This is a genomic window from Chryseobacterium metallicongregator, assembly GCF_031324065.1.
Classification (GTDB): Bacteria; Bacteroidota; Bacteroidia; order Flavobacteriales; family Weeksellaceae; genus Chryseobacterium; species Chryseobacterium metallicongregator.
Map to the genome: position 1 here is coordinate 356,742 of NZ_JAVIXS010000014.1, position 22,661 is coordinate 379,402.

At 35.7% G+C, this 22,661-nt stretch carries 21 protein-coding genes and 1 pseudogene; 14 read left to right on the plus strand and 8 right to left on the minus strand.

Features of this window, described 5'->3' with window-relative positions; genetic code table 11:
* The first annotated feature begins 45 nt into the window (after positions 1-45).
* A complete protein-coding gene (locus REB14_RS15150; protein WP_309522555.1) occupies positions 46-2,220 on the plus strand; it encodes a TonB-dependent receptor domain-containing protein in 2,175 nt (724 codons plus the stop codon).
* A gap of 36 nt (positions 2,221-2,256) precedes the next feature.
* Here the strand turns inward: REB14_RS15150 and REB14_RS15155 are convergent, their stop codons facing one another.
* A complete protein-coding gene (locus tag REB14_RS15155) occupies positions 2,257-2,421 on the minus strand; it encodes a hypothetical protein (protein ID WP_158521335.1) in 165 nt (54 codons plus the stop codon).
* A gap of 290 nt (positions 2,422-2,711) precedes the next feature.
* On the opposite strand from REB14_RS15155, the gene REB14_RS15160 reads away from it, so the two are divergent.
* The 12 genes and pseudogenes from REB14_RS15160 (at position 2,712) to REB14_RS15215 (ending at position 12,792) form a co-directional block, all read left to right on the plus strand.
* Positions 2,712-3,626, plus strand: coding sequence for a dimethylarginine dimethylaminohydrolase family protein (locus REB14_RS15160; protein WP_309522556.1), 915 nt, complete (start codon positions 2,712-2,714; stop codon positions 3,624-3,626).
* Between the two features lie 85 nt (positions 3,627-3,711).
* Positions 3,712-4,635: a citrulline utilization hydrolase CtlX gene (gene ctlX / locus REB14_RS15165; protein ID WP_309522557.1), complete on the plus strand. Its 924-nt coding sequence runs from the start codon at positions 3,712-3,714 to the stop codon at positions 4,633-4,635.
* Positions 4,636-4,655: 20 nt separating this feature from the next.
* Positions 4,656-5,015 carry an S-adenosylmethionine decarboxylase family protein gene (locus tag REB14_RS15170; RefSeq protein WP_309522558.1) on the plus strand — a complete coding sequence of 120 codons (360 nt, stop codon included), beginning with the start codon at positions 4,656-4,658 and terminating at the stop codon, positions 5,013-5,015.
* Positions 5,016-5,018: 3 nt separating this feature from the next.
* Entirely contained in the window at positions 5,019-6,479 is a 1,461-nt protein-coding gene (locus tag REB14_RS15175) for a DUF4178 domain-containing protein (RefSeq protein ID WP_309522559.1), read from the plus strand.
* Positions 6,440-6,676, plus strand: coding sequence for a hypothetical protein (locus REB14_RS15180; RefSeq protein WP_228421874.1), 237 nt, complete (start codon positions 6,440-6,442; stop codon positions 6,674-6,676). The genes REB14_RS15175 and REB14_RS15180 overlap by 40 nt, the downstream gene beginning before the upstream one ends.
* A 12-nt stretch (positions 6,677-6,688) precedes the next feature.
* Positions 6,689-6,904, plus strand: a complete 216-nt coding sequence (locus REB14_RS15185; RefSeq protein ID WP_045491052.1) for a DUF350 domain-containing protein — start codon at positions 6,689-6,691, stop codon at positions 6,902-6,904.
* Positions 6,897-8,411, plus strand: a complete 1,515-nt coding sequence (locus REB14_RS15190; protein WP_079240260.1) for a polyamine aminopropyltransferase — start codon at positions 6,897-6,899, stop codon at positions 8,409-8,411. The genes REB14_RS15185 and REB14_RS15190 overlap by 8 nt, the downstream gene beginning before the upstream one ends.
* 37 nt (positions 8,412-8,448) lie before the next feature.
* Positions 8,449-9,975: an NAD(P)-binding protein gene (locus REB14_RS15195; RefSeq protein WP_309522560.1), complete on the plus strand. Its 1,527-nt coding sequence runs from the start codon at positions 8,449-8,451 to the stop codon at positions 9,973-9,975.
* 9 nt (positions 9,976-9,984) lie between these two features.
* Positions 9,985-11,010, plus strand: coding sequence for a hypothetical protein (locus REB14_RS15200; protein WP_309522561.1), 1,026 nt, complete (start codon positions 9,985-9,987; stop codon positions 11,008-11,010).
* 27 nt (positions 11,011-11,037) lie between these two features.
* Complete coding sequence (locus REB14_RS15205; RefSeq protein ID WP_309522562.1) at positions 11,038-11,469, plus strand: glycoside hydrolase family protein; 432 nt, start codon at positions 11,038-11,040, stop codon at positions 11,467-11,469.
* A 12-nt stretch (positions 11,470-11,481) separates the two neighbouring features.
* Positions 11,482-11,970 (plus strand): annotated as a pseudogene (locus REB14_RS15210) (family 43 glycosylhydrolase); the annotation flags it as partial.
* 108 nt (positions 11,971-12,078) lie between these two features.
* Positions 12,079-12,792, plus strand: coding sequence for a discoidin domain-containing protein (locus REB14_RS15215; RefSeq protein WP_309522579.1), 714 nt, complete (start codon positions 12,079-12,081; stop codon positions 12,790-12,792).
* Positions 12,793-12,840: 48 nt separating this feature from the next.
* On the opposite strand, the gene REB14_RS15220 is transcribed toward REB14_RS15215, so the two are convergent.
* The 3 genes from REB14_RS15220 to REB14_RS15230 all read right to left on the minus strand — a co-directional run bounded on the left by REB14_RS15220 (position 12,841) and on the right by REB14_RS15230 (position 18,348).
* Positions 12,841-13,701, minus strand: a complete 861-nt coding sequence (locus REB14_RS15220) for an alpha/beta hydrolase fold domain-containing protein (protein ID WP_309522563.1) — start codon at positions 13,699-13,701, stop codon at positions 12,841-12,843.
* Between the two features lie 81 nt (positions 13,702-13,782).
* Complete coding sequence (locus REB14_RS15225; protein WP_309522564.1) at positions 13,783-16,041, minus strand: TonB-dependent receptor domain-containing protein; 2,259 nt, start codon at positions 16,039-16,041, stop codon at positions 13,783-13,785.
* A 45-nt stretch (positions 16,042-16,086) separates the two neighbouring features.
* Positions 16,087-18,348, minus strand: a complete 2,262-nt coding sequence (locus REB14_RS15230; protein WP_309522565.1) for a TonB-dependent receptor domain-containing protein — start codon at positions 18,346-18,348, stop codon at positions 16,087-16,089.
* 323 nt (positions 18,349-18,671) lie between these two features.
* Between REB14_RS15230 and REB14_RS15235 the strand changes: the two genes are divergently transcribed.
* The gene (locus tag REB14_RS15235) at positions 18,672-20,453 is read left to right on the plus strand and encodes a carboxypeptidase-like regulatory domain-containing protein (RefSeq protein ID WP_309522566.1); all 1,782 of its coding nucleotides are present in this window, start codon (positions 18,672-18,674) and stop codon (positions 20,451-20,453) included.
* Between the two features lie 61 nt (positions 20,454-20,514).
* On the opposite strand, the gene REB14_RS15240 is transcribed toward REB14_RS15235, so the two are convergent.
* The 4 genes from REB14_RS15240 to REB14_RS15255 are packed head-to-tail and all read right to left on the minus strand — an operon-like array spanning position 20,515 to position 22,641.
* Positions 20,515-20,853, minus strand: coding sequence for a DUF3817 domain-containing protein (locus REB14_RS15240; protein ID WP_079240268.1), 339 nt, complete (start codon positions 20,851-20,853; stop codon positions 20,515-20,517).
* A gap of 6 nt (positions 20,854-20,859) precedes the next feature.
* The gene (locus REB14_RS15245) at positions 20,860-21,663 is read right to left on the minus strand and encodes a hypothetical protein (RefSeq protein WP_309522567.1); all 804 of its coding nucleotides are present in this window, start codon (positions 21,661-21,663) and stop codon (positions 20,860-20,862) included.
* Between the two features lie 3 nt (positions 21,664-21,666).
* The gene (gene nadD, locus REB14_RS15250) at positions 21,667-22,251 is read right to left on the minus strand and encodes a nicotinate (nicotinamide) nucleotide adenylyltransferase (protein ID WP_309522568.1); all 585 of its coding nucleotides are present in this window, start codon (positions 22,249-22,251) and stop codon (positions 21,667-21,669) included.
* Positions 22,252-22,284: 33 nt separating this feature from the next.
* Entirely contained in the window at positions 22,285-22,641 is a 357-nt protein-coding gene (locus tag REB14_RS15255; RefSeq protein WP_079240270.1) for a four helix bundle protein, read from the minus strand.
* Positions 22,642-22,661 lie beyond the last annotated feature (20 nt).

A 22,661-nucleotide genomic window follows, 5' to 3' on the forward strand; every position in this document is an offset into this window, starting at 1 on the left:
TGCTACCACAAGCCGATACTTTTGATTTCATAAAATTTAAAATTTATGATCATCAAATTATGGCTTTTGCTGCTTATGCTATTTTTATCATTTTTTGGTAAAGCGCAGGAAAAGGTAAATGGAAAAGTTCCAGATTCTCTGGCTGAGGTAAAATTTCCTACAACAAATATCTCAGAAGTTATCATTCAATCCGCTCCACGAATGATGAAACTGAATGATGGCAATCTTGTACTATCTGTTGCCGGAAATAATGATTTTAAAACGTCTACTCATCTTCTCGATGTCCTGAGGAAAACTCCTGGGGTTACTGTAGATCAGGAAGACGGAATTTTTATCAGAGGAAGAATTACTCCAGCAGTTCTTATTGATGGAAAACCTGTGGTGATGAGTAATCAGGAGTTGCAGGCTTATTTGCGGTCTTTATCCCCCGAAATGGTGGAATCTATAGAAGTGAATACCAATCCGTCCTCAAAATATGATGCAGAATTTAAAGGAATTATTGATATTAAACTAAAAAAGAATGTCAGTCTCGGCGGGAAAGTTGCCTATAATGGAAATATATACATCAATAAATTCAATTATCGGGAAAATGCAGTCAATGTATCTTACCATACCGGAAAAATAACATACAATGTTCAGGCTGGCTATAATGAAGGAGTTTCAACCTATCGTTATCATGCTTTACAGCGTTTGGCAAATACGAATATCATGCGTACCAAGACTTATCAGGAAGACTTTGGAAAAGTATACAACCTACAAGCCGGAGCTGATTTCAGGCTGAATGATAAAAACAGGTTTGGCATTAATCTGAGAGGAAACTTCCGGAATAACGACCGTATCCGAAACGGATCACTTTACACAACCAATAAAAATGAAACTCAATTGGTATTGAATACAGCCAGTGAGAATCCTACAGATTATTCACAGGGTAACTATGGGATAACAACGGATTATTCTTTCCAGAGCAACGGATTTAAACTGAGTTTTTTAGGGAACTATCTTTCGGTAAAAAATAAACAGAATGATGATTTTATCAATAGAGATCAGAGTACATCGAAACTACTGTCTTATTGGAAGTCTGACCTGATTAATAAAATTACTATTCATACTGCGCAAATAGATGCTTCCCAAAAAATAAATACCATTGATATTGAAGCAGGTCTGAAATACAGTCATTCTGATACCCATAATAATATCCGGTATGATACATTATCTGTGGGAAATCAGTTTGTATTTGATCCTACGCGAAGTAATATATTCTCCTATAAAGAAAAAATATGGGCAGGCTATCTGGCTTATAAACAGAAAATTGGGGATTTTCAAATCAATGCAGGATTAAGATTTGAAAGCACAAACAGTATTTCCAATGCCATTACGATGGATTCCGTTGTTTCCAGAAACTACCTGAAATGGCTGCCTTCTTTAAATGCAAGTTACACTTTTAATAAGTCCAGTGAATTTTCTCTTTCCTACAGCAGAAGAATCACAAGACCGGTCTTCTCTCAACTTAATCCATTCAGATTTTATTTCAGTCCGTTAAATTACTGGATTGGGAATCCTTATTTATTACCTTCCTTTACCAGTCAGATCAAAGCAAACTATCGGCATAAAAACTGGATCACAAGCTTTACTTTAGGAAAAGAAAAAGCGGTGATGACTCGTTATCCTCTTTACAATCCCGAAACCAATGTACTGGAATATTTGGGAACGAATCTTCCGTATCGTAATTTTGCTGTTTTGGAGACCAGTTTTCCGATCAGGATTACAAAATGGTGGAATATCACCAGCCAGATTACGGGATATTATAATTATGAATTCAGGCCCTATCTTGATGAGGTCTTTGCGCTGAATATTTATAATTATGAAGTAAGATTGAATCAGGTATTTTCCCTTCCAAAAGGAATTACACTCAATCTATTCGGTAGTTATGAATCTAAAACTGGAAATAGCCTTTACCTCATTAAACCAAGATATACCATAGATGTCTCAGTTCAGAAGTCATGGTTTGATAATAAATTGAACACGAAGATTGGTTTTAATAATCTATTGGATTCATATGAGCAGAAGCTTGAATTCCGGCATAAACAGATTATGGATAACCGTTTTACCCATTGGTGGGATAGTAGTAGATTGATATTTTCACTCAGTTATACTATTGGCAGTTCAAAATATCAGGTCAAAGAAACCCAAAAGACAGAAGAAGAAAACAGGACGAGATAAGAAAACCTGCTTTTTTAAGCAGGTTTTCTTTTTTTATTATGGACATTGGCATCTGTCGCAAGTCCAGATATAGCAGTTTCCTGCATCATCCCATTCGCAGCATCTTCTGCCAGTGGAAATAGGAGCGCCTCCCATTACAGATTTTTGCTGATCTCTTCCTAATTTTTGTGCTTTTTTCAGCACCGGATTGTTCTTGTTCATGACTTTGATTTTTGGTGTTAATAGTTAAGTTTTATGATCTATAATTTCGCGAAAATTATATCACTAATATAGGAAATTAAATAATATAATTATCTGTTTTTTGCTTCTTATGTAGATGGAAAATAGTAAGTTGTAGATGTTTTTGGAACTATTCACTGCAGTTGGCGGAACAGACAAGGAAATTTTGTTGAAGAGTGTTGTTTTTTGCAATCAAATTTAATGTATAAAATAATCCAAAAGTTTTACAGATAGAGACCTTTACTTATATTTGTAGTATTGCATAAATCTTTATGAGACTAAACATTAAAAACGAAACGGGTAGGCTGAAGTCAGTAGTTCTAGGCCAGCCTAATTCATTGGGAGCAGTTCCCACACTAGAGGAAAGTTATGACGCAAAGTCATATTACTCAATCGAACACAACATTTATCCTAAAGAAGAGGATATTATCAATGAAATGAACGCTTTTGAAGCGGTTTTAAAAAAGTATGGCGTTGAAGTTTTGCGCCCTAGTATCATCCAAGACTACAATCAGGTTTTTTCAAGAGATGTAGCCTTTGTTATTGATGATAAAATGATCATTTCCAATGTGATTGCAGACAGAGCAGACGAGCAGGAAGCATACAAAAGCGTTTTTGAAAAAGTAGCATGGAGAAAGATCATTAACCTTCCGGAAACAGCACACATTGAAGGAGGAGACGTAATCGTATGGAATGACTTTATCTTCATCGGAACCTGTTTCAGTGAAGATTACAGAAACTATAAAACGGCAAGAACCAATGAGTATGCCATTGAAATCCTGAAAGAATATTTTCCAAAGAAAAGAATCATTGACCTGGAATTGAAGAAAAACGATAAAGTTCCGTTTGAAGGTATTCTGCATTTGGACTGCACATTTAATCCTGTAGGAGAAGACAAATGTATCATTTATAAAAAAGGGTTTGTGGATGAAAGCGATTACCGTTTAATCATCGATATTTTCGGAGAAGAAAACTGTTTCCACATCAATGATGAAGAAATGTTTGAAATGTTCCCGAATATTTTCTCCATTTCACCTGATGTAGTAGTTTCAGACAAAGCATTCACCAGAATGAATGATCACTTGAGAAACGAATGGGGAATGACCGTTGAAGAAATTCCTTACAGAGAAATCTCTAAAATGGGAGGCTTGTTGAGATGCTCTACAATGCCGCTTGTGAGAGAATAATTGAGTGGGAATGTTTTAGGGTTTGAGAGTGAGAGAGTTTTTACTCTTTCAATCTTTTAATTTTTCAATCTTTTAATCAAAAAAAATGCAAACAACAGATACAGTATTAATGATAGAGCCGATTGCATTCGGTTATAACGCTGAAACAGCGAAAAACAATTACTTTCAGGTAGAACAAACGGGTTCTGATATCCAGTCGAAAGCTTTGGCGGAGTTCAACACCTTTGTCGGAAAACTGAGAGAAAAAGGAATCAATGTGATCACTATAAAAGATACTTTAGATCCACACACACCGGATTCTATTTTCCCGAATAACTGGGTAAGTTTTCATAAAGACGGAAAAGTAGTTTTATATCCGATGTTCGCTTCCAACAGAAGAGTAGAAAGAAGAGAAGATATTATTGAAAGTATCAAAGATCAGGGATTTGAAGTCGCTGAAATTGATGACTGGTCTTTTTCAGAAACTCAGGGACATTTCCTGGAGGGGACGGGAAGCATGATTTTTGATCACGATAATAAAATTGCTTACGGTTCCGTTTCTTTGAGGCTGGATGAAAAACTGTTCAGAGAATTCTGTACGAAATTCAGATTCACTCCGGTTGTTTTCCACTCATTTCAGACCGTAGGAACAGAAAGACTTCCGATCTACCACACCAATGTCATGATGTGTGTGGCAGATAAATTTGTGGTAATCTGCCTGGACTGTATTGATGATGAGCTGGAAAGAGAGAAAGTAACAGAAACTATTAAAGGTTCTGGAAAAGAAATTATCGAAATTTCAGAAGATCAAATGCAGCAGTTTGCGGGAAATATGCTTCAGGTTCAAAATAAAGACGGAGAGAAATTTCTGGTAATGAGCCAGACTGCCTATCAGTCTTTATCTGCAGATCAGGTGGCTGCTATTGAAAAATACTGCGAAATTATTTATTCAGACCTGAATACTATAGAAGTAAATGGTGGAGGAAGTGCAAGATGTATGCTTGCTGAGGTTTTTCTTCCAAAAAAATAATATATTTACGAAAAAATTAATTGAACCCATTATCAAGTAAAGGTTTACATATTCTTCTGACTTTGGAAACAGAGTCAGAAGATTTGTTATTAGACGGCAAAGGATTTCTGGAGTTTACAGAAGATATTCTGAAAACCAAAGATGTAGAAATTGTAGGAGTAACCAATCATATTTTTGAAAATGAGAGTTTTACTTCCGCGGTAATCCTGAAAGAGTCTCACCTTTGTATCCACACGTGGCCGGAATTTAAACAGCTTACTTTTGATGTTTTTCTTTGTAATTATACCCAGGATAATACCACAAAAGTAGAGCAGATTGCAGATGAAGTAGTTCAGTATTTTAAAGCTAAAACCATTCAGAAACACAAAATTTACAGATAAAAAATGCACTATGTCTGCCCAGCATGCGAATCAGAAAATACATTAGATCTCAATTTTCCTATCGAGGAATATGTTTGTAAAACCTGCTCTCATCTGATTGATGTTGCAGGAAATAAAAAGATTAAACATTTGAAAATACCGACAGAAAACGTTGTCTTGGATGTCGGACAGAAAGGAAATATTGACGGTGTAGAATATACCGTTGTATCAATTGTTGTCAGAAAATACGGAAACAGTATTTTCTGGAGGGAATATTCTTTAAAAGACAGCAAAGGAAATGATGCTTTCCTGAGTGAGAGCGATGGACATTGGGTTTTCCTGATCTCTATGCATCCTGATGATTTTAAAGGTAAAGATTCTAAATTACCCATCTATCTTGGGAGAACTTACCGCTGGTATGAAAACACTCCATGTACTATCGATGCAGCAACAGGTTTTTTTGATGAACACCTGGATTTCAGCATTGCTACATACAAAGAATATGTCAATGGAACACGAATGATCTCTCAGGAGAAGAGCAGCAAAAAAAGTCAGTATTTTTATGGGGTACATATTTCAAAATATGAGGTTAAAAGAGCTTTTAAAATAGCTAATATGCCCTATTATACAGGAGTTGGGATCGTTCAGCCTTATTATTTCGATATGAAACAGGCTTTAAACATCTTTTGTCTAGCAGCATTAATGATATGTCTGCTTCAGTTGTATGTGTACATCTCAAGAACTAATGAAACGGTTTTTGCAGAGACCATCAATTTTGCTGATGTAAAAGATAAAGAAATGGTCAGCAAGAGTTTTACGCTTTCAGGAGGCTCGGCACCATTAAAAGTGAATGCATTTTCAGGGGTTGATAATTCCTGGGCTAATGTTCAGCTGAGTCTTGTGAATGAAAAGACTAACGAAATTGTCTATACTTCAAAAGATATCGAACAATATCATGGGTACGAAGATGGGGAAAGCTGGTCAGAAGGAAGTCAGTCTGAAGAATTTAATCTTTGTGGAGTAAGCTCGGGACAATATCACTTTCTTATTTCAGCAGAAAAAGAAGGATCTTTATTACCCGCGTTTTCCGGTCTTCAGTCACCGGATTCAAGGGTATTAATTTCCAGGGATAAATCAGGAACGGTAGAGGTAACCGATATCTATAAAGGACAACCTATCACTTTCATAGACGGAAAGACTTTAGAAAAAGATACAACAGCATTGGGTAAACTGGTGAAAGCATCCTTTGGAACTTCAAAAATAGATTCTCTTATCAATACTGAAGGGTTAAGACTCACTACAGATCCTATTTCAAACAATACCTATATACAGCTCAAAGCAACATGGCTTCCTGTTTCATTCTGGAACTTCGGAGTTATTTTATTCATAATGATTATTCTCTTTGTTGCGATGCTTATGGGAAAACATTCCTTTAATGTGAAGAAATGGAAGAACAGTTCAAACACCCCTTATTCTACATCATGATGACCAATATTGTAAACTACATAAGACAAAACCTGATGCTCTGCGTGATCGGAGGTTTTTTCATGACCCTGTTTGTATATCTTACCTATCAGGGAAGTCAGGTGTGCGACTGTGCCAAAACAGAAACATACCGCGACGGAACTACAAAAAGCCACTCCAGAGGAGGAGTTGGATTCTACAGATACTATCACAAATAAAAATATAAAACTATGGACAACATCAATTTCTTACCCATATTAAACTCGGTTCTTTACTCATTTTTGGGAATTGCTATTCTGCTGGTATGCTATTTCATTATTGAAAAACTTACCCCGGAAAAGACATGGCATGAGATCGCTCAGAACAAAAATATAGCACTGGCTATTGTTTTCGGAGCATTTATCATCGGAATTTCAATGATTATAAGCGCAGCAATTCATGGATAAGAAGAGGATTCCTCTTGAGCTGCTTTTATTGTTTTCAGTATTCGTCATTGCTACATGTGGATTGATTTATGAGCTGGTGGCCGGAGCCCTGGCGAGCTATCTCTTAGGAGACTCTGTAAAGCAGTTTTCCTTCATTATCGGGGTATACCTCTTTTCAATGGGAGTAGGTTCCTATCTTGCAAAATTCATCAAAGGAAATCTTATTGATAAATTCATTGAGATCGAAATCCTTGTTGGAATTGTGGGCGGAATCAGCTCTGTAGTGCTGTTTATTTTGTTTAATACACTCGCACACTTTGAAAGTGTTTTATATCTTTTTGTCTTTTTCACGGGCTGTCTTGTAGGAGTGGAAATTCCGCTTCTGATGAATATTCTGAAAGATAGAGTTCAGTTTAAAGATTTAGTTTCAAATGTCTTTGCATTCGATTATATCGGAGCTTTACTGGCTTCGATTCTTTTTCCTCTGGTTTTGATTCCAAAGTTGGGAATTGTAAAAACACCTTTATTTTTTGGATTAATTAATATCTCTATTGCGATATTTCTATGTTACTACCTTAAAAAAGAATTGTCGAAACCATTCTCCTTAAAAGTAAAGTCTATTGCTGCCTTTGTTTTTCTGCTGGGACTTTTCTTTTTTTCAGATACAATTCTGTCTTATTCTGAAGAAAAATTATACGGTGAAAACGTAGTCTATACCAAAAGTTCACCCTATCAAAGAATCGTTTTAACAAGAAATACTCACGAATTTCGTTTATATTTAAATAACAACTTACAGTTTTCATCCACCGATGAATACCGCTATCATGAAGCGTTAGTACATCCTGCGATGTCTATGGCCAAAAACGTAGATAATGTCCTGATTCTGGGAGGAGGAGATGGTTTTGCCGCAAGAGAAGTATTGAAATATAAAGACGTTAAAAAAATAACGCTTGTGGATTTGGATGGTGAAATGACTCAGTTTTTCAAGACCAATGAAACCATGCGCAGACTGAACCAAAGTTCTTTTTCCAATCCTAAAGTGGAAGTCATCAACAAAGATGCCTACATTTGGGTTAAAGAGAACAAAAAAAAGTTTGATGTCATTATCATCGACTTTCCCGATCCATCCAATTACAGCTTGGGAAAACTCTATTCCCTGCAGTTTTATAAAGAACTGGAAAGACTGACGACTCTTGATACGAAAATTGTGGTTCAGACCACCTCGCCGTATTTTGCTCCGAAATCTTTCTGGTGTATAGAAAAAACAATCAATCAGATTTTCCCTTTCACAGCCGCATATCACACCTATGTTCCGTCTTTTGGAGAATGGGGATTTTCTATGGCTTCATTTGAGCCCATCAACAATAGAGCCTACAGAAAGCTTCCTGGTTTGAAATATTATGATTACAACTTTTCACAGATGTCCTATTTTAATAAAGACATGAAAGTGAAAGACGTAGAAGTTAACCGTCTGGACAACCAGATATTAGTTCGTTATTTTGATGAAGAGTGGGGGAAGGTACAGTAGAAAGGATTTTCTTAAAACTATATTTTTAGGTAGTCTTATGCTTCCTTTTCTCCAGTATTGTGGAAAGAAGGTAAAGTCATTATTACTGAAGATAACAGGTACAAATCATGTTCTCGGTCATAAGTTATGGGCAAAAGATTTTCCACAGTTTTCAGAAGTTATCCACACCAAATATCTCATCGTTGGCGGCGGGATTTCCGGGCTTTCGGCATGTCGCTTTTTTAGCCAAAATAATCAGCAGGATTACCTTCTTCTTGAAATGGAAAACCATCTGGGAGGAAATTCTTCCAATGGACAGAATTCATATTCAAAATTTCCTTTAGGAGCACATTATTTGCCATTACCCAATAAGGAAAACATAGAAATTATAGAGTTCCTTAAAGAGTGCGAAATCTGCCTGGGAACAGAAGAAAACGGAGAACCCATTCTTGATGAATACCAAATGACTTTTCCACAACAGGAAAGACTGTTTTATAAAAACTCCTGGCAAAACGATATCGTTCCTCAAAGAGGTATTTCCCCCGAAACACAGCAAGAGCTCAGCCGCTTTTTTAAACTGATGGATGAACTGCGTGTAAAGAAAGATTCACAGGGGAAATATTGGTTTACGATTCCTGTACATGATTCCAGTAGGGAAGATGAGGTTGTAAAACTTGAAAAAATCATTTTTAAAGATTGGCTTAAGGAAAATGCCTACCAGTCGGAAGAACTTCTCTGGCTTCTGGATTATTCCTGCAGAGACGATTTCGGTTTAGGAATTGACTATGTTTCAGCATGGGCCGGCATTCATTATTTTGTTGGAAGAAAAAATAACTGGAGCACGAAATATAAAGATCAGGTATTCACATGGCCGGAAGGAAATGCAAGACTCGCCAAACATTTTTCAAAATACACAGAGAGAAAACACATGCCTGAAAACTTAGTTTTTGATGTGAAACTCAATGATAAAGTTGAGGTACTGAGTTTTGACAATACACAAAAGAAAACCCAAAAGATCATTGCAGATAAAGTACTTTTTGCATCACCTCAGTTTGTGAATGAAAGAATTTTTAATCAAAAAAGAGCATCCTCGTTCCACTATGTTCCCTGGCTTTTAACAACGATTACGCTGAAAAATGAATTCGGAGGAGATGAAGAGTTGGCCTGGGATAACGTAATCTACGGATCTTCCGGATTGGGGTATATCTTTGATCAGCATCAGAATCTTAACCAGATTATGGGTGAAAAAGTAATTACCCACTATAAGAGTTTTTCAACTGGAGACTGCCGAAAAGCAAGGAAAAAGCTGTATGCCATGAAAGAAGCTGAACTGAAAGATTTAGTTTTAAATGATCTGAAGAAAGCACACCCTCTGATAGAAGATTTTATTCTGGAAATGCAGTTTCATAAAATAGGACATGCTATGATAGCGCCGGTTCCTAACCAGATTTTTGGAGAAAAAACGCGAACAGCAAAAGAACCTATTGAAGATAAAATTTTCTTTGCCCATTCCGATCTTTCCGGAATATCTATTTTTGAAGAAGCCTTTTATCAGGGAATCCGGACAGCGGGCCAAATGATATAAAATGATACGATGAAACAACCCTGGATACATAACGCAAAAACAGACTGGTGGTTTATTTTATCACCTCCTTTTCTGGTGCTGTTGATCATTTTTCTTTTTCAGAAACAGATTCAGGGGCTGGAAAACCATTACTCTTTTTACACATGGCTCTTTCTGATTGTTTTTGTGGATGTTGCTCACGTATATTCTACGCTGTTCAAAACGTATTTCGTAAAAGGAGAAATACAAAAAAATAAACTGCTTTATCTTGGAACTCCTGCGGTAAGCTGGATTTTAGGGATTCTTCTTTTTCAATTTGGGAGTCTGACATTCTGGTCGGTTTTAGCTTTGATAGCCGTTTTTCATTTTATACGCCAGCAATATGGTTTTATGAGAATCTACGCCCGCTTCGAACCGAATAACTGGAGCAAAAAAATAGATGAGGCTGCCGTTTATTCCGCTACTATTTATCCAATGTTGTACTGGTTTAAAACTCCTCGTGTCTTCACATGGTTCGTCAACAACGAATTTGACTGGCTTCAAAATCTTCCGGATTACGTTCCTTTAATTACTGTGGTTTATTTTGCTATTCTGATCATCTGGATTATTAAGACTGTTGTTGAAGCTTTTAAAACAAAAAACAGTAACATTCCGAAAACAGCATTGATTACCGGAACTTTCCTTTCCTGGTATTTTGGGATTATCTATTTTAACAATGATCTTCTTTTTACTTTTTTGAATGTGGTTTCTCATGGAATTCCCTATATCGCATTAATTTATATCCGGGAAATACAACAAAAAGAAAATCATCAGATGAATTGGATGCAGATTTTTAAATCTTTTTCAGGAATCCTTTTGTTCATAGGAGTTCTTTTAAGCTTTGCTTTCTTGGAAGAATTTTTATGGGAAACTCTGGTATGGAATGAACATTTTTCCCTGAATGTGATGGTTTCTGAAAACTGGTTTCAGTTCCTTGTTCCTTTATTGGTCGTTCCGCAGCTCACTCACTATCTGCTGGATGGCTTTATTTGGAGAAAACCCAAAAAAGTTACCTAACTTTGTCTCAATCTTTAAAATCTAAAAATGAGACAATATTTTCTGTCACTGGCAATCTTTCTCGGAATTATTGTGGGTGCTCAGCAGAAAACGTTCTGCAATCCCATCAATATCGATTATGGTTATACTCCTTTTGAAGTTTTTTCAAAACAAGGGAAACACCGTGCTACAGCGGATCCGGTGATTGTTAATTTTAAAAATAAACTGTTTCTTTTTTCTACAAACCAAGAAGGATACTGGTACAGTGATGATATGCTGGACTGGAAATTTGTAAAAAGAAAATTTTTAAGAGATAATAAATATACCCATGATCTTAATGCTCCGGCTGTCTGGGCAATGAAAGATACTCTGTATGTCTATGGTTCAACATGGGAACAGGACTTTCCCATCTGGAAAAGTACAAACCCAACCAAAGACGACTGGAAAATTGCAGTGGATACGCTAAAAGTAGGAGCGTAGGATCCGGCATTCCATTATGATGAAGATAAAAATAAATTATACCTCTACTGGGGCTCAAGCAACGAATGGCCATTACTGGGAACAGAGGTGAAAGTAAAAAATCTTCAGTCTGAAGGTTTTGTAAAACCTATTCTTAAACTAAAGCCTGAAGACCATGGCTGGGAACGTTTCGGGGAATACAATGATAATGTCTTTCTACAGCCTTTTGTAGAAGGTGCCTGGATGACTAAACATAACGGGAAATATTATATGCAATATGGTGCTCCTGCAACAGAGTTCAGCGGATATTCCGATGGAGTATACGTAAGTAAAAATCCTTTGGAAGGTTTTGAATACCAACAGCATAATCCATTTTCCTATAAACCGGGTGGTTTTGCCAGAGGAGCAGGCCACGGAGCTACTTTTGAAGACAATTATAAAAACTGGTGGCATATTTCCACCATCTTTATTTCCACCAAAAATAATTTTGAAAGAAGGCTGGGAATCTGGCCTGCAGGTTTTGATAAAGACGATGTAATGTACTGTAATACGGCGTATGGAGATTATCCAACTTATCTTCCACAGTATGCTCAGGGAAAAGATTTTACAAAAGGTCTTTTTGCCGGATGGATGTTGCTGAATTATAATAAACCGGTGCAGGTTTCATCTACTTTAGGAGGATATCAGTCCAATTATGCTGTGGATGAAGATATCAAGACCTATTGGAGTGCTAAAACAGGAAATTCAGGAGAATGGTTCCAGACTGATCTTGGTGAAGTTTCTACTATTAATGCCATTCAGATCAATTATGCAGATCAGGATGCAGAGTTTATGGGGAAAACTTTGGGGAAAATGCATCAGTATAAAATCTTTGGATCTAATGATGGAAAGAAATGGAATGTAATTGTGGATAAAAGCAAGAATACAAAAGATGTTCCTCATGATTATGTAGAACTTGAAAAACCTGCAAAAGCCCGTTTCCTTAAAATGGAAAACCTGAAAATGCCTACCGGAAAATTTGCATTAAGCGGTTTCAGAGTGTTTGGAAAAGGAACAGGGAAACAGCCAGCAAAAGTAGAAGGCTTTGTGCCTTTAAGAGCTGACCCGAAAAAATATGGTGAAAGAAGAAGTATCTGGATGAAATGGCAGCAGAATCCTGAAGCAGATGGCTATGTAATCTATTTTGGAAAGACTGCGGATAAATTGTATGGAAGCATTATGGTGTACGGAAAGAATGAATATTTCTTCACGGGAGCCGATAAAACAGATGCTTACTATTTCCAGATTGAAGCTTTCAACGCCAACGGTATTTCAGAAAGAACAGCTGTTGCAAAATCTGAATAAATCAATTTAAAAGATAAAAAATAACACGTTTTGAAAAATTAGGATGTGTTATTTTTTGTCTGCTTTTTTAAGAAAAGTTTCAATTTTATCTATAAGAAATTGATCATTGGGTTGTTTATCCCAATCCAGATGTCCGCCATTGAATTGATAGGATTCATGGATAACTTGATTTTTATTTAAAGTTGAATCTAAGATTTTTCCTTGAGTAGAAGGAATCACACGATCCGAATTTCCATAATAAGATAGAGTAGGAGGAGAATTTTCATTTATCCATTTAACAGGACTGGCAAAATCTATTCTGGATATTCCAAGTCCTGATACACGAGGATCTACCAATCTTCTTTCTACAAAAGAATATTCCTGATAATTTTTGAAACCTGGATCGGAAAGGTCAGCAGGGCCAACAATATTAACAACTGCTTTTATCCTTTTATCTGTGTCAAATTTATAAGCATATAGCATGGATAAATGCCCTCCGGCACTGTTTCCTAATAATATGAATTTAGGGTTGTACCTGAGTTTCTTTTCTAAGAAAGCAGAAACCTCTTTAATATCATTCATTTGATTAGGCAGACCATAATTGGTTTCTGAAACCAGTCTGTAGTTCATATTAACAAAAACATGATCAGGAAACTTCTGCATTAGAGAAAGGGTGAAGAAGGTGAGCTGTGATTTATTTCCACTACGCCAGCCTCCACCATGAATAATGATGAACACATCTCTTTTACCCTGAGATTTTTTGGTGGGAATATAGAGATCCATAATCTGTTCCGGGCTGTTTCCATAATGAATATTTTCCTCTTTATCAAAGTGGATATCTTTGCCCAGTTCTATCTTTTTTTCTTTACAACCATTCCATATAAAAAGTAGGATTAGGCAAATCAAAATAATAGGTATATCTTTTTTCATAACTATTAAATATAAAAAAATCCGCTGAAAAATAATCAGCGGATACCGTAAGAATAATTGAATATGAAGAAAGATAATTCTTTATCTTGTTCTACTTTTAATAGCATCTGAAGCACCTTCGATGTCTCTTACCTTTTTGATTTTCTGGTTTCCGAAATTATAGGTAAGACTTACGATTAAGCTTCTGTTGTAACGGTTTTGGTGGACATAATTATAGTTCCCGTTTTCCTGGAAGTCTTCAATTTTAACGATGTTGGTATTCAGTACATCATTTACATTGACTGCGAAAGTCCAGTCATTCCACATTTTCTTAAGGCTAAGGTCTAAACTCATCAAGTTTTTCAATGAACCAAGCTCAATCTGCTGTTTATCTACAAAGAAGTAATTAAGTCCGAAGAACCATGTTTTCTTTTTATCAAGACGAACGGTGTTGTTGGTTTGGATCAAGAGACTGGTAGAATTGGTTTTATTGGTGTATGTAATAAATTTTCCATTCGTACCTTTTTCATCTTTGAATCTGTCTCCGGTTGTAGGATCAGTATCAAGGCTTCCATTGTTGATATTATGTTGTACCCCGATATTGAAATTGGTTGTCCAGTATTGCTTGAAAAATGACTTTTGAATACCTACCATTGCAGACATTTCCTGTTTATTCCCAAAATTGGTTCTGATATATCTCAATGCCGGGTTTTCTCCTTCCTTCCCGGCCGGTGATACCGGATATCCCTGAAGCGGCACCTGCGTAATCACATCCTGAATATAAGAATGGTTTAAAATCAGGAAATAGGAATTTTTGAACATATAGGTAAGCTCCTGATTATAGTTGGAAGACGCCTTTACAAATGGGTCATTCTGAGTATAATTATCATCTGTAAGAATGTTCCTTACCGGATTAAGTTCCCAGAAACTAGGTCTTCTCATTCTGCTAGAGAAGGAATAAGAGATATTATTTTTATCATTAATTGCATAGTTCAGGCTTAGATAGGGAAGAAGGTTTTTGTAATTTCTTTCAATTCTTCTAAGGGCTTCTGTGGGAGCGTTGTCAGAAGTTCCAAGACTGTTTGTGATTTCATATCGGGCACCTATTTTTCCGGAAAGTTTGTCGGAAATCTTTTTCTCAACGGTAATATACATTCCGTAGATGTTTTCATCATAGATAAAATGGTTGGGCCTTGAATCTGGAGTTTTTACAGGATTAAAAGAATAAGTTATGTTTTTAGAATCGTTATCTGTTTTGGTTTTATTATAATTTCCACCTATAGACACGGTCAGATCATTTTTAAACTTTTGATTATAATCTATCATTCCTGAGAAATTATTAATGATCTGAGGGAGATCCTGCAATACCTGTGTTTTTATTTTTCCTACTTCTCTGTTGATATCCGAAGCAAAGGTTTGGTTATCTGTGAACTGAAATCTTCTATAGTTGAGGTAAGCTGCGTTTACATTCAGTTTACTTCCTAATGAATCTGTTTTTAATTCATAATTTAAATTCACAGAATTGTTATAAGATCTTGAATCTTCACGGTTTTTAGACCACGTATATTCTGTATTTGTTTTTTTAATGGTATTAAATAAATCTACCGTTGAATTATAACTTTTATTGGCCCATGTGTTCCATGATAATGCAAGATTGCTTTTATCATTCAGTTGATAATCAATATTCAGATAACCACCGATGTTTTTATTCGGATCATCTACATCTCCTACGGATTCATTAGAAGTTTTGGCAGTCCCATTTCTTAAAGTATAGGTTTGTGGCTCAATATTTTCACCCCCACTAAGGCTGGCGCTTATTCCCAGTTTGTTTTTTCTATAGTTGGCTGAGAAGCTCGCCTGACTTCCGTTATATTTATTGGTAGTGTTAGACATTCTCATATTTCCATTGAGACCATCACTCATTTTTTTCTTTAAAACGATATTGATGATCCCATCTGATGATTCTACCTGGTACTCACTTCCGGGTACTGTAATCACTTCAATTTTCTGGATATTTTCTGCCGGAGTATTTTTCAGAAACTGAGCCAGAGACTCAGAATCCATAGTGCTTTTTCTGCCGTTGATAAAGATCAGCGCATTATTTTTTCCAGCAATTTTCAATGTTTTATCATCTGTGGAAGATAATAACGGAGTCTGTTTAAGGAGATCAAAAGTGGTATTTCCTTTGGCTACAGGAGATGCTGCTACATCATATACAAAACGGTCACTTTGCTTTTTGAAAACCTGTTTTGTGATGGTAACTCCTTCTATATTTTTTGTTTTTGCCGTATCAGATTTCTTTTCCTGAGCAAATGCACAAGTACCAAATACGATGGCCATTGACAAAATTATACGTTTCATGTTGTTTTTATTTAAGAGTGGATTTAGTGGTATAGGTTGTATAGATTAGGTTCTTGATTTTACAGCATCGTTGGCTGATTTCATTTCCCTTGCTTTTTTCAGTTTCTGGTTTCCGAAATTGTAGGTAACACCGATGCTCATGAGCCTTGGATAATTGAAGTTGGTGATATTATTAAACTTTCCGTTAGGCTGTACTCCTCTTACTCTGTAGAAGCTTTGATTAAATAAGTCACTCACTTCCGCTACAATCGTCCAGTCTCCGGCAATTTTTTTCAGACTTAAATCGAAACTCTGTCTCGCTCCGATCATTCCTCCTTCCATTGCGGTCTGGCTGGCAAAGAAGTAATTAACCCCTAAGAACCAGTCTTTTTTAGAAGAAAGTCTGATGACATTATTGATCGTTGCAGACATATTGTAGTTTTTTACATCAATGATATATGGTTCCAGTGACTCGGATTCGTACTGACCCAGTTGAGAAGTGGGATCTTCCCATACTCCGCCTTTGTAGGTAACATAGCCCAAATTGACAGAATAGTTGGTTGTCCATATGTCTTTGAACCATGATTTGTTCATTCCCAGCGTAAGTGCGAGCTCTCTGTTTTTACCGTAATTGGTTCTTATATATCTTAAAAATCTTGTTGTTTTCATGATCATTTTTCCGTCTGGGCCATAGATTATCTTCCCATTTTTATCTCTTTCTGGAGTGGTTAAAGTTCCCTGTAACGGAAGCATGTCAGAAGCAGATGCATCTTCCACCATATTAAAGCTAAGATTGGCATAGAATGCATTTTTGTACATATAGCTCAGCTCCTGATTATAAAATTTTGAAGCAAGAACAAATGGATTGTTCTGTGTATAATTCGTAGGAGTGAAATAGGTTCTGGACGGGTTGAGTTCCCAAAATCTTGGTCTTCTGATTCTGCTTGAGAAAGTATAACTCAGATTGTGATCAGAATTGATGGCATAATTTAAGTTCAGATAAGGTAAAAGATTGTTGTAGTTTCTTTCGAATCCTGTTTTTTCCAGAATCTCTCCGGTACTTCTGGTCATCTCGTAGCGGGCTCCTATTTTTCCGGATATTTTTTCAGTCAGTTTACGTTCATAGTTCAGGTAAATACCCAGTATATTTTCTTTATAAATGAAGTGATTGGTTTGTTTAGGATCTATCACGAAATCACCACCTATTAATTTGTCTTGTTTGGTATCATTATCCGTGTTCGTATGATTGTAACTGATTCCCATTAACCAAGTTGCGCCTTTAGCCGTTTTTTTCAGGTAATCGATATTAGCGGCATAATTGTTAATGATCTGAGGGACTGATTGATGAAGCGCAGAATACTTGTTGATCGTATCGTTTGTTAAAGGAAAACTTTCATTGAAACTTACTTTATCCCTGTTGAACCATAAATAAGAAACGTTTGAAGTAAGCTTACTTCCCAGAGAATCTGTTTTCATCTCATAATTCAAATTGAAAGAATGATTTCTGGTTTGCGCATCCTCGTTATTGACTGTTCTGTTATTTAATACTCCGTTTTGCCAGTTGGTAATATTCAGTACAGAATTGAAACTTTTATTATATCTCATGTTGTAAGAGAATCCAAGACTGTGTTTTTTATTAATCTCATAATCAACATTGAAACCTCCTCCAAAATTTTTATTAGGATCATCATTAAATCCGAAAGATTCATTTTTGAAAGTAGGATCTCCGTTTGATAAAGTATATCTCTGTCTGTCTGTCCAGCTTCCCGTTCTGAAATTAGAGTTACCTGACCATTTTCCCTGTCTGAAATTAAAAGAAGCTCCTGCATTGGGGTTATTGTAATATGCCTGTTCGTTCTGCATTTTCAGCGTTCCGTTGTAGCCGTTATTTTTGCTTTTTTTCATTACAATATTGATTACTCCTTCTTTAGACTCAACCTGAAATTCACTTCCCGGAACTGTAATCACCTCTATTTTTTGGATATCCTCAGATGGAGTAGACTTCAGCATTTCAATCAATGCCTCAGCATCCATATTGGTTTTCTTATTGTTGATATAAATCACGGCATCATTTTTTCCCAAAATCTTCAGTGTTTTTCCATCAATACTGGAAATCATCGGAGTTTGTTTTAAAAGAGTAAAGGTGTTGGTTCCTTTAGCGATAGATGAAGAAGCTACATCATACACCAAACGGTCACCTTGCTTTTTGAAAACCTGCTTCTTGATATTCACTGCATCAATAGCATTTACTTTCATACTGTCTTTTTTCTGCTGGGCAGTGATAAGTCCACCGAAAAATAGTGCTGCAATAAGAATTTGAGTCTTCATGATTATTCTTTTTTAATTAATAGCTTGTATGGTTTGTTATTTAACATTGCAAAGATATATAATAAATTTAGTATCATGCAATACAAAGTACTGAAAAATATTTTTAATTAAATTTAATTGATTGATTGTCAGTTGGTAAGAATTTAGTTAAAAATAATGATTGCCTGACCTTTCTGTATAATAAGACAAATAACAGATGTTAAATGTTACATGGAAGAAAGAAATTAATGAAGATTTTTAATTAAAAAAAAGAGAAAAACAATAAAATGTACTAGTGATGGACTTTTATTATTAATTTAGTGAAAACTAAAAATTAATACCATATGAGAAAATTTTACCTTTTATTTTTATTCTTTATCTTATTATTTTCATGTAAAAGTGAATCTTTCGTAGAAATAGATGAAAACCCATCCGATTCTCCCTCTAATTATAGTTTTGGGAATACAGCACAAAAGAATTTTCAGGGTCTCGTTCTTGATACAAGTGGAAATCCGGTTTCCGGAGCAACAGTTACCATTGGAGCTAACACGGCAACAACTAACCTTAAAGGCCTTTTTACATTGAAGAATGCTTCGGTAAAAGAAAATTTTGCCCATGTAAAAGTAACAAAAGCCGGTTTTGTAAATGCATCACGGGTTTTAGTTCCTACCAACGGAATAAATAGAGTGAATATCATGATGATTCCTGTAACAACAACAGCTACAATTGCCACAGGCTCTATCTCTACCGTTTCATTACCTAACGGAACTAAAGTAAAATTCGATGGAAGTTTTAAAGATGCCAACGGAAATGTCTATTCAGGAAATGTGAGCGTGGGAGTTTTTCACCTGGCACCATCCAATCCTTATCTTAATGAATTAATGCCAGGATCTTTTTTGGCAACCAACTCAGCAGGAAATGCCAGAGTGATGGAAACTTTTGGGATGCTCCATGTACAATTAACAGGAAGTTCCGGGCAGAATCTTCAGATTGCAAACGGCCATACCGCAGAAATTACTGTTCCGGTAGATGCAACACAAACGTCAAGCTCACCAGCCACGATACCACTATGGTCCTATAATGAAGATACCGGAATGTGGAAAGAAGAAGGCTCTGCAACAAAGATGGGAAATACCTATGTAGGAACAGTAAGTCATTTTTCCTGGTGGAATTGTGATGCACAGTTTCCACAGGCAACGCTGAAAGTAACTGTAAAAAATGCAGCAGGGCAGGTCTTACCCAATGTTAAGGTCGCTTTAATGAGAATTTCTCAAGCATATGAAACTTACGGGATGACAGATAATGCAGGAATGGTCTATGGAATAGTTCCGGCAAGTGAGGTTCTTAGCCTAAAGGTTTATGATGTTTGTAATAATGTAATTTATACATCAAACGTAGGCCCTTTTCCAACTGGAGTCATAACGACTATTTCAGATATTGTTGTAAACCCTTCTATATCTACCAACTATACCATTCAGGGAGTCCTGAAAACATGTGCTAATGCCAATGTGAGTGATGGTTATGTAGAATTGAAACCAACAGTAAGTACAAATTATTTCCAGTATATGTCAGTCCCAGTAGATAATAACGGAGGTTTTACATTCAATACTTATTCATGTATAGCAAATCCACAGTTTAGATATGAAGGATTTGATAACGTTAATTTATTGAGTACCAATGATGTTACTTTCACAGCAACATCTACAACTATGAATCTGGGGAATATTATGGCTTGTAATTCTGTGAATGAATATATAAATTATAAAATTGATAATCAGCCTGTTATTAACTTGTCAGGATCGTTCAATGCGCAATGGACAGGGCTTACTTCTACATCACCTAATCTGCCAGCTAAACAATTAAGAATAATCTCTGTAAATCCAATTGGACCCACTTTCTTTATGACCCAAAACAATATGACGGGCGTGGCTGCAAGTTTTACTTCATATTATGGGTTTGACTTCTCTGGAGGTTCTATTACATCCAATAACGGAAATTTGGTTGTCGATATAACTTCTTTCGGAGCTTTAGGAGACTACATTGATTTTACCGTTAATGGAACATATACCGATAATTCAGGAAATCATACCTTCACAGCAACAGGACATGTGAAACGGGATTTGTAATCACCGTAGTAAAAATAAAAAGGACCGAAAAGGTCCTTTTTTTATGTAATATATCTATTATTTATTCTCTGTCGAATCGGGCAAGCTTTTTATCTACCCAAACCGTTGCGAAGGGGAAGAATGCAGATAATAAAGCAAAAACAAAATCTTCATCATCCCAATTATAAATTTTTCTCGCCGGAAGGCAGAGCAAAAGATAAAGGGTGAAAAATAATCCGTGTAAACTGCCAATAACGCTGATGAAGATAATAGAATATAAATTTTCATCGTATCGGATCCAGATCATTGCAACACCGTACAGTAAAAGACATGAAATAGCTTCTGCAAGGCAAATCTGTTTAAACCATTTGATAATTTTTTCCTGAGAATATTTTGAGAAAAGTTTTTCGATGAAGTCCATGAATTATTATTTATAGTAGATAAAAAAGGATGTTTCACTTTTTACAGGATGCCCCCTGTATTTTACAGGCTCAAATTTAGTGTATTTTATAAACTTTTTGATCTCTTTTTCGAAATAAGGGATATATTTTAAATTGTGATCATTATAAATACGATGACTAAATTGATGCTTCAAAACCTTTCCTTTTTGATCTAAGGTGAGCGTAACCACAGTACTTGAACGATATTTTTGAAAAGAAGGATTGTGATTTTCATAACCTTCTGGATAAGTAAAACTATTGAAGAAGTCTTTATTTAACTGATCATTGTCATATGTATAGCTGAGGTAGTTCCCTTTATAGGTCCATTCACAATGCTCATCATTATCAAAGATTTTACCGGGGTGTTTTTTTACATACATGGCAACAGATTCTTTTACGAGGCCATCAATAAAATCTTTACCAAATTTTTTTTCAGTCAATTCAGTCATTACCGAGTAATAACATTCATCAGAATACAAACCTATATCACTTCCCATCCATTCTCCGCCCCAAATGATATTATGCTTTTTTAAAATCATTTTGAGCTCTTCTCCGGGCAAAAACTTATCACCATCGGGAGCAGCAATATTGATAAAATATTTATTTTGAATTTCCGAAGCTTTTACAGCCCTGATTGAATCTTCACTGCAGCGCTTTTTTTTATCGCTTATCCTTTCAGCAAAAGCAATTTTCTGTAATTCTTTAAGAGAGTCACTTTTTTGAGTTGATGATTCCTGAGCATATAGAAAGCCTTGTAAAAAAACAGAGAATAAGAATAAGCACACTTTCATTGATTACTTATAAAAACTGCTACCATCCAAATATTCAAAAACTTCAGGTGGAAGCATAGGTCTTACATTTTTACCATCCCTGACCATATTACGGATTTCTGTAGCTGAAAGTTCTATGACAGGTGCCTTGATGAGAGAGATATTTTCATGCTGTAAATATTCAGAATCTTTTTTCTCTCCTTCAAATACTCTTGGATACACAATGATATGATGATTTTTGATCAGCGTATCAGAATTTTTCCATTTGTGAAGACTCTTCAGATTATCTTCGCCCATGATCAGACTGAAAGAATAATCAGGATATTTTTCATGAAGGTAAGTTAGCGTATCAATAGTATAACTTGGCTTGGGAAGGGAGAACTCAACATTTGAAGCCCTCATATTGGGGTAATTCTTTACGGCAAGCTGTACCATATCAAGTCTGTTATGGTCATTCAATAAAGATTTTTTGTCTTTAAACGGATTTTGCGGACTTACCACAAACCAAAGCTCATCCATATCAGAATTTTCCAGGATATAATTGGCCAGAATAAGATGCCCGATATGAATAGGATTGAATGATCCGAAAAATAAACCGATTTTTTTCATTGTTATAAGGAGTTAGGTTGCAGGAATTAGGGCTTAGGGAGTTTGAAGTTTTGTAATTACTGCATTCAGCATTTTTGATATCTCGGATGTTTTTTCGATCAAAATTTGAAAAATTTCAGGATTCAAATAATTTAAATTTCTTGAAATAATCAATTGGGTTTCCAATTCGGTGCTGCTACCTCTTGCAATTTTCAAAAACTGAAGATAGTCACTAGTAGATCTTCTGGAATGACCTTCAGCAATATTTGATGGAATTGAAATTGAGGATCTGCGGATCTGGCTTATAAGTCCATAGAGTTCTTCTTTTGGGAAAGCTGTTGTTACTTGATAGATTTCTGTAACGAGATCTACAGATTTTTGCCACACGATTAATTCCTTATAATTTCCCATATGCATTATACCTTATTGCT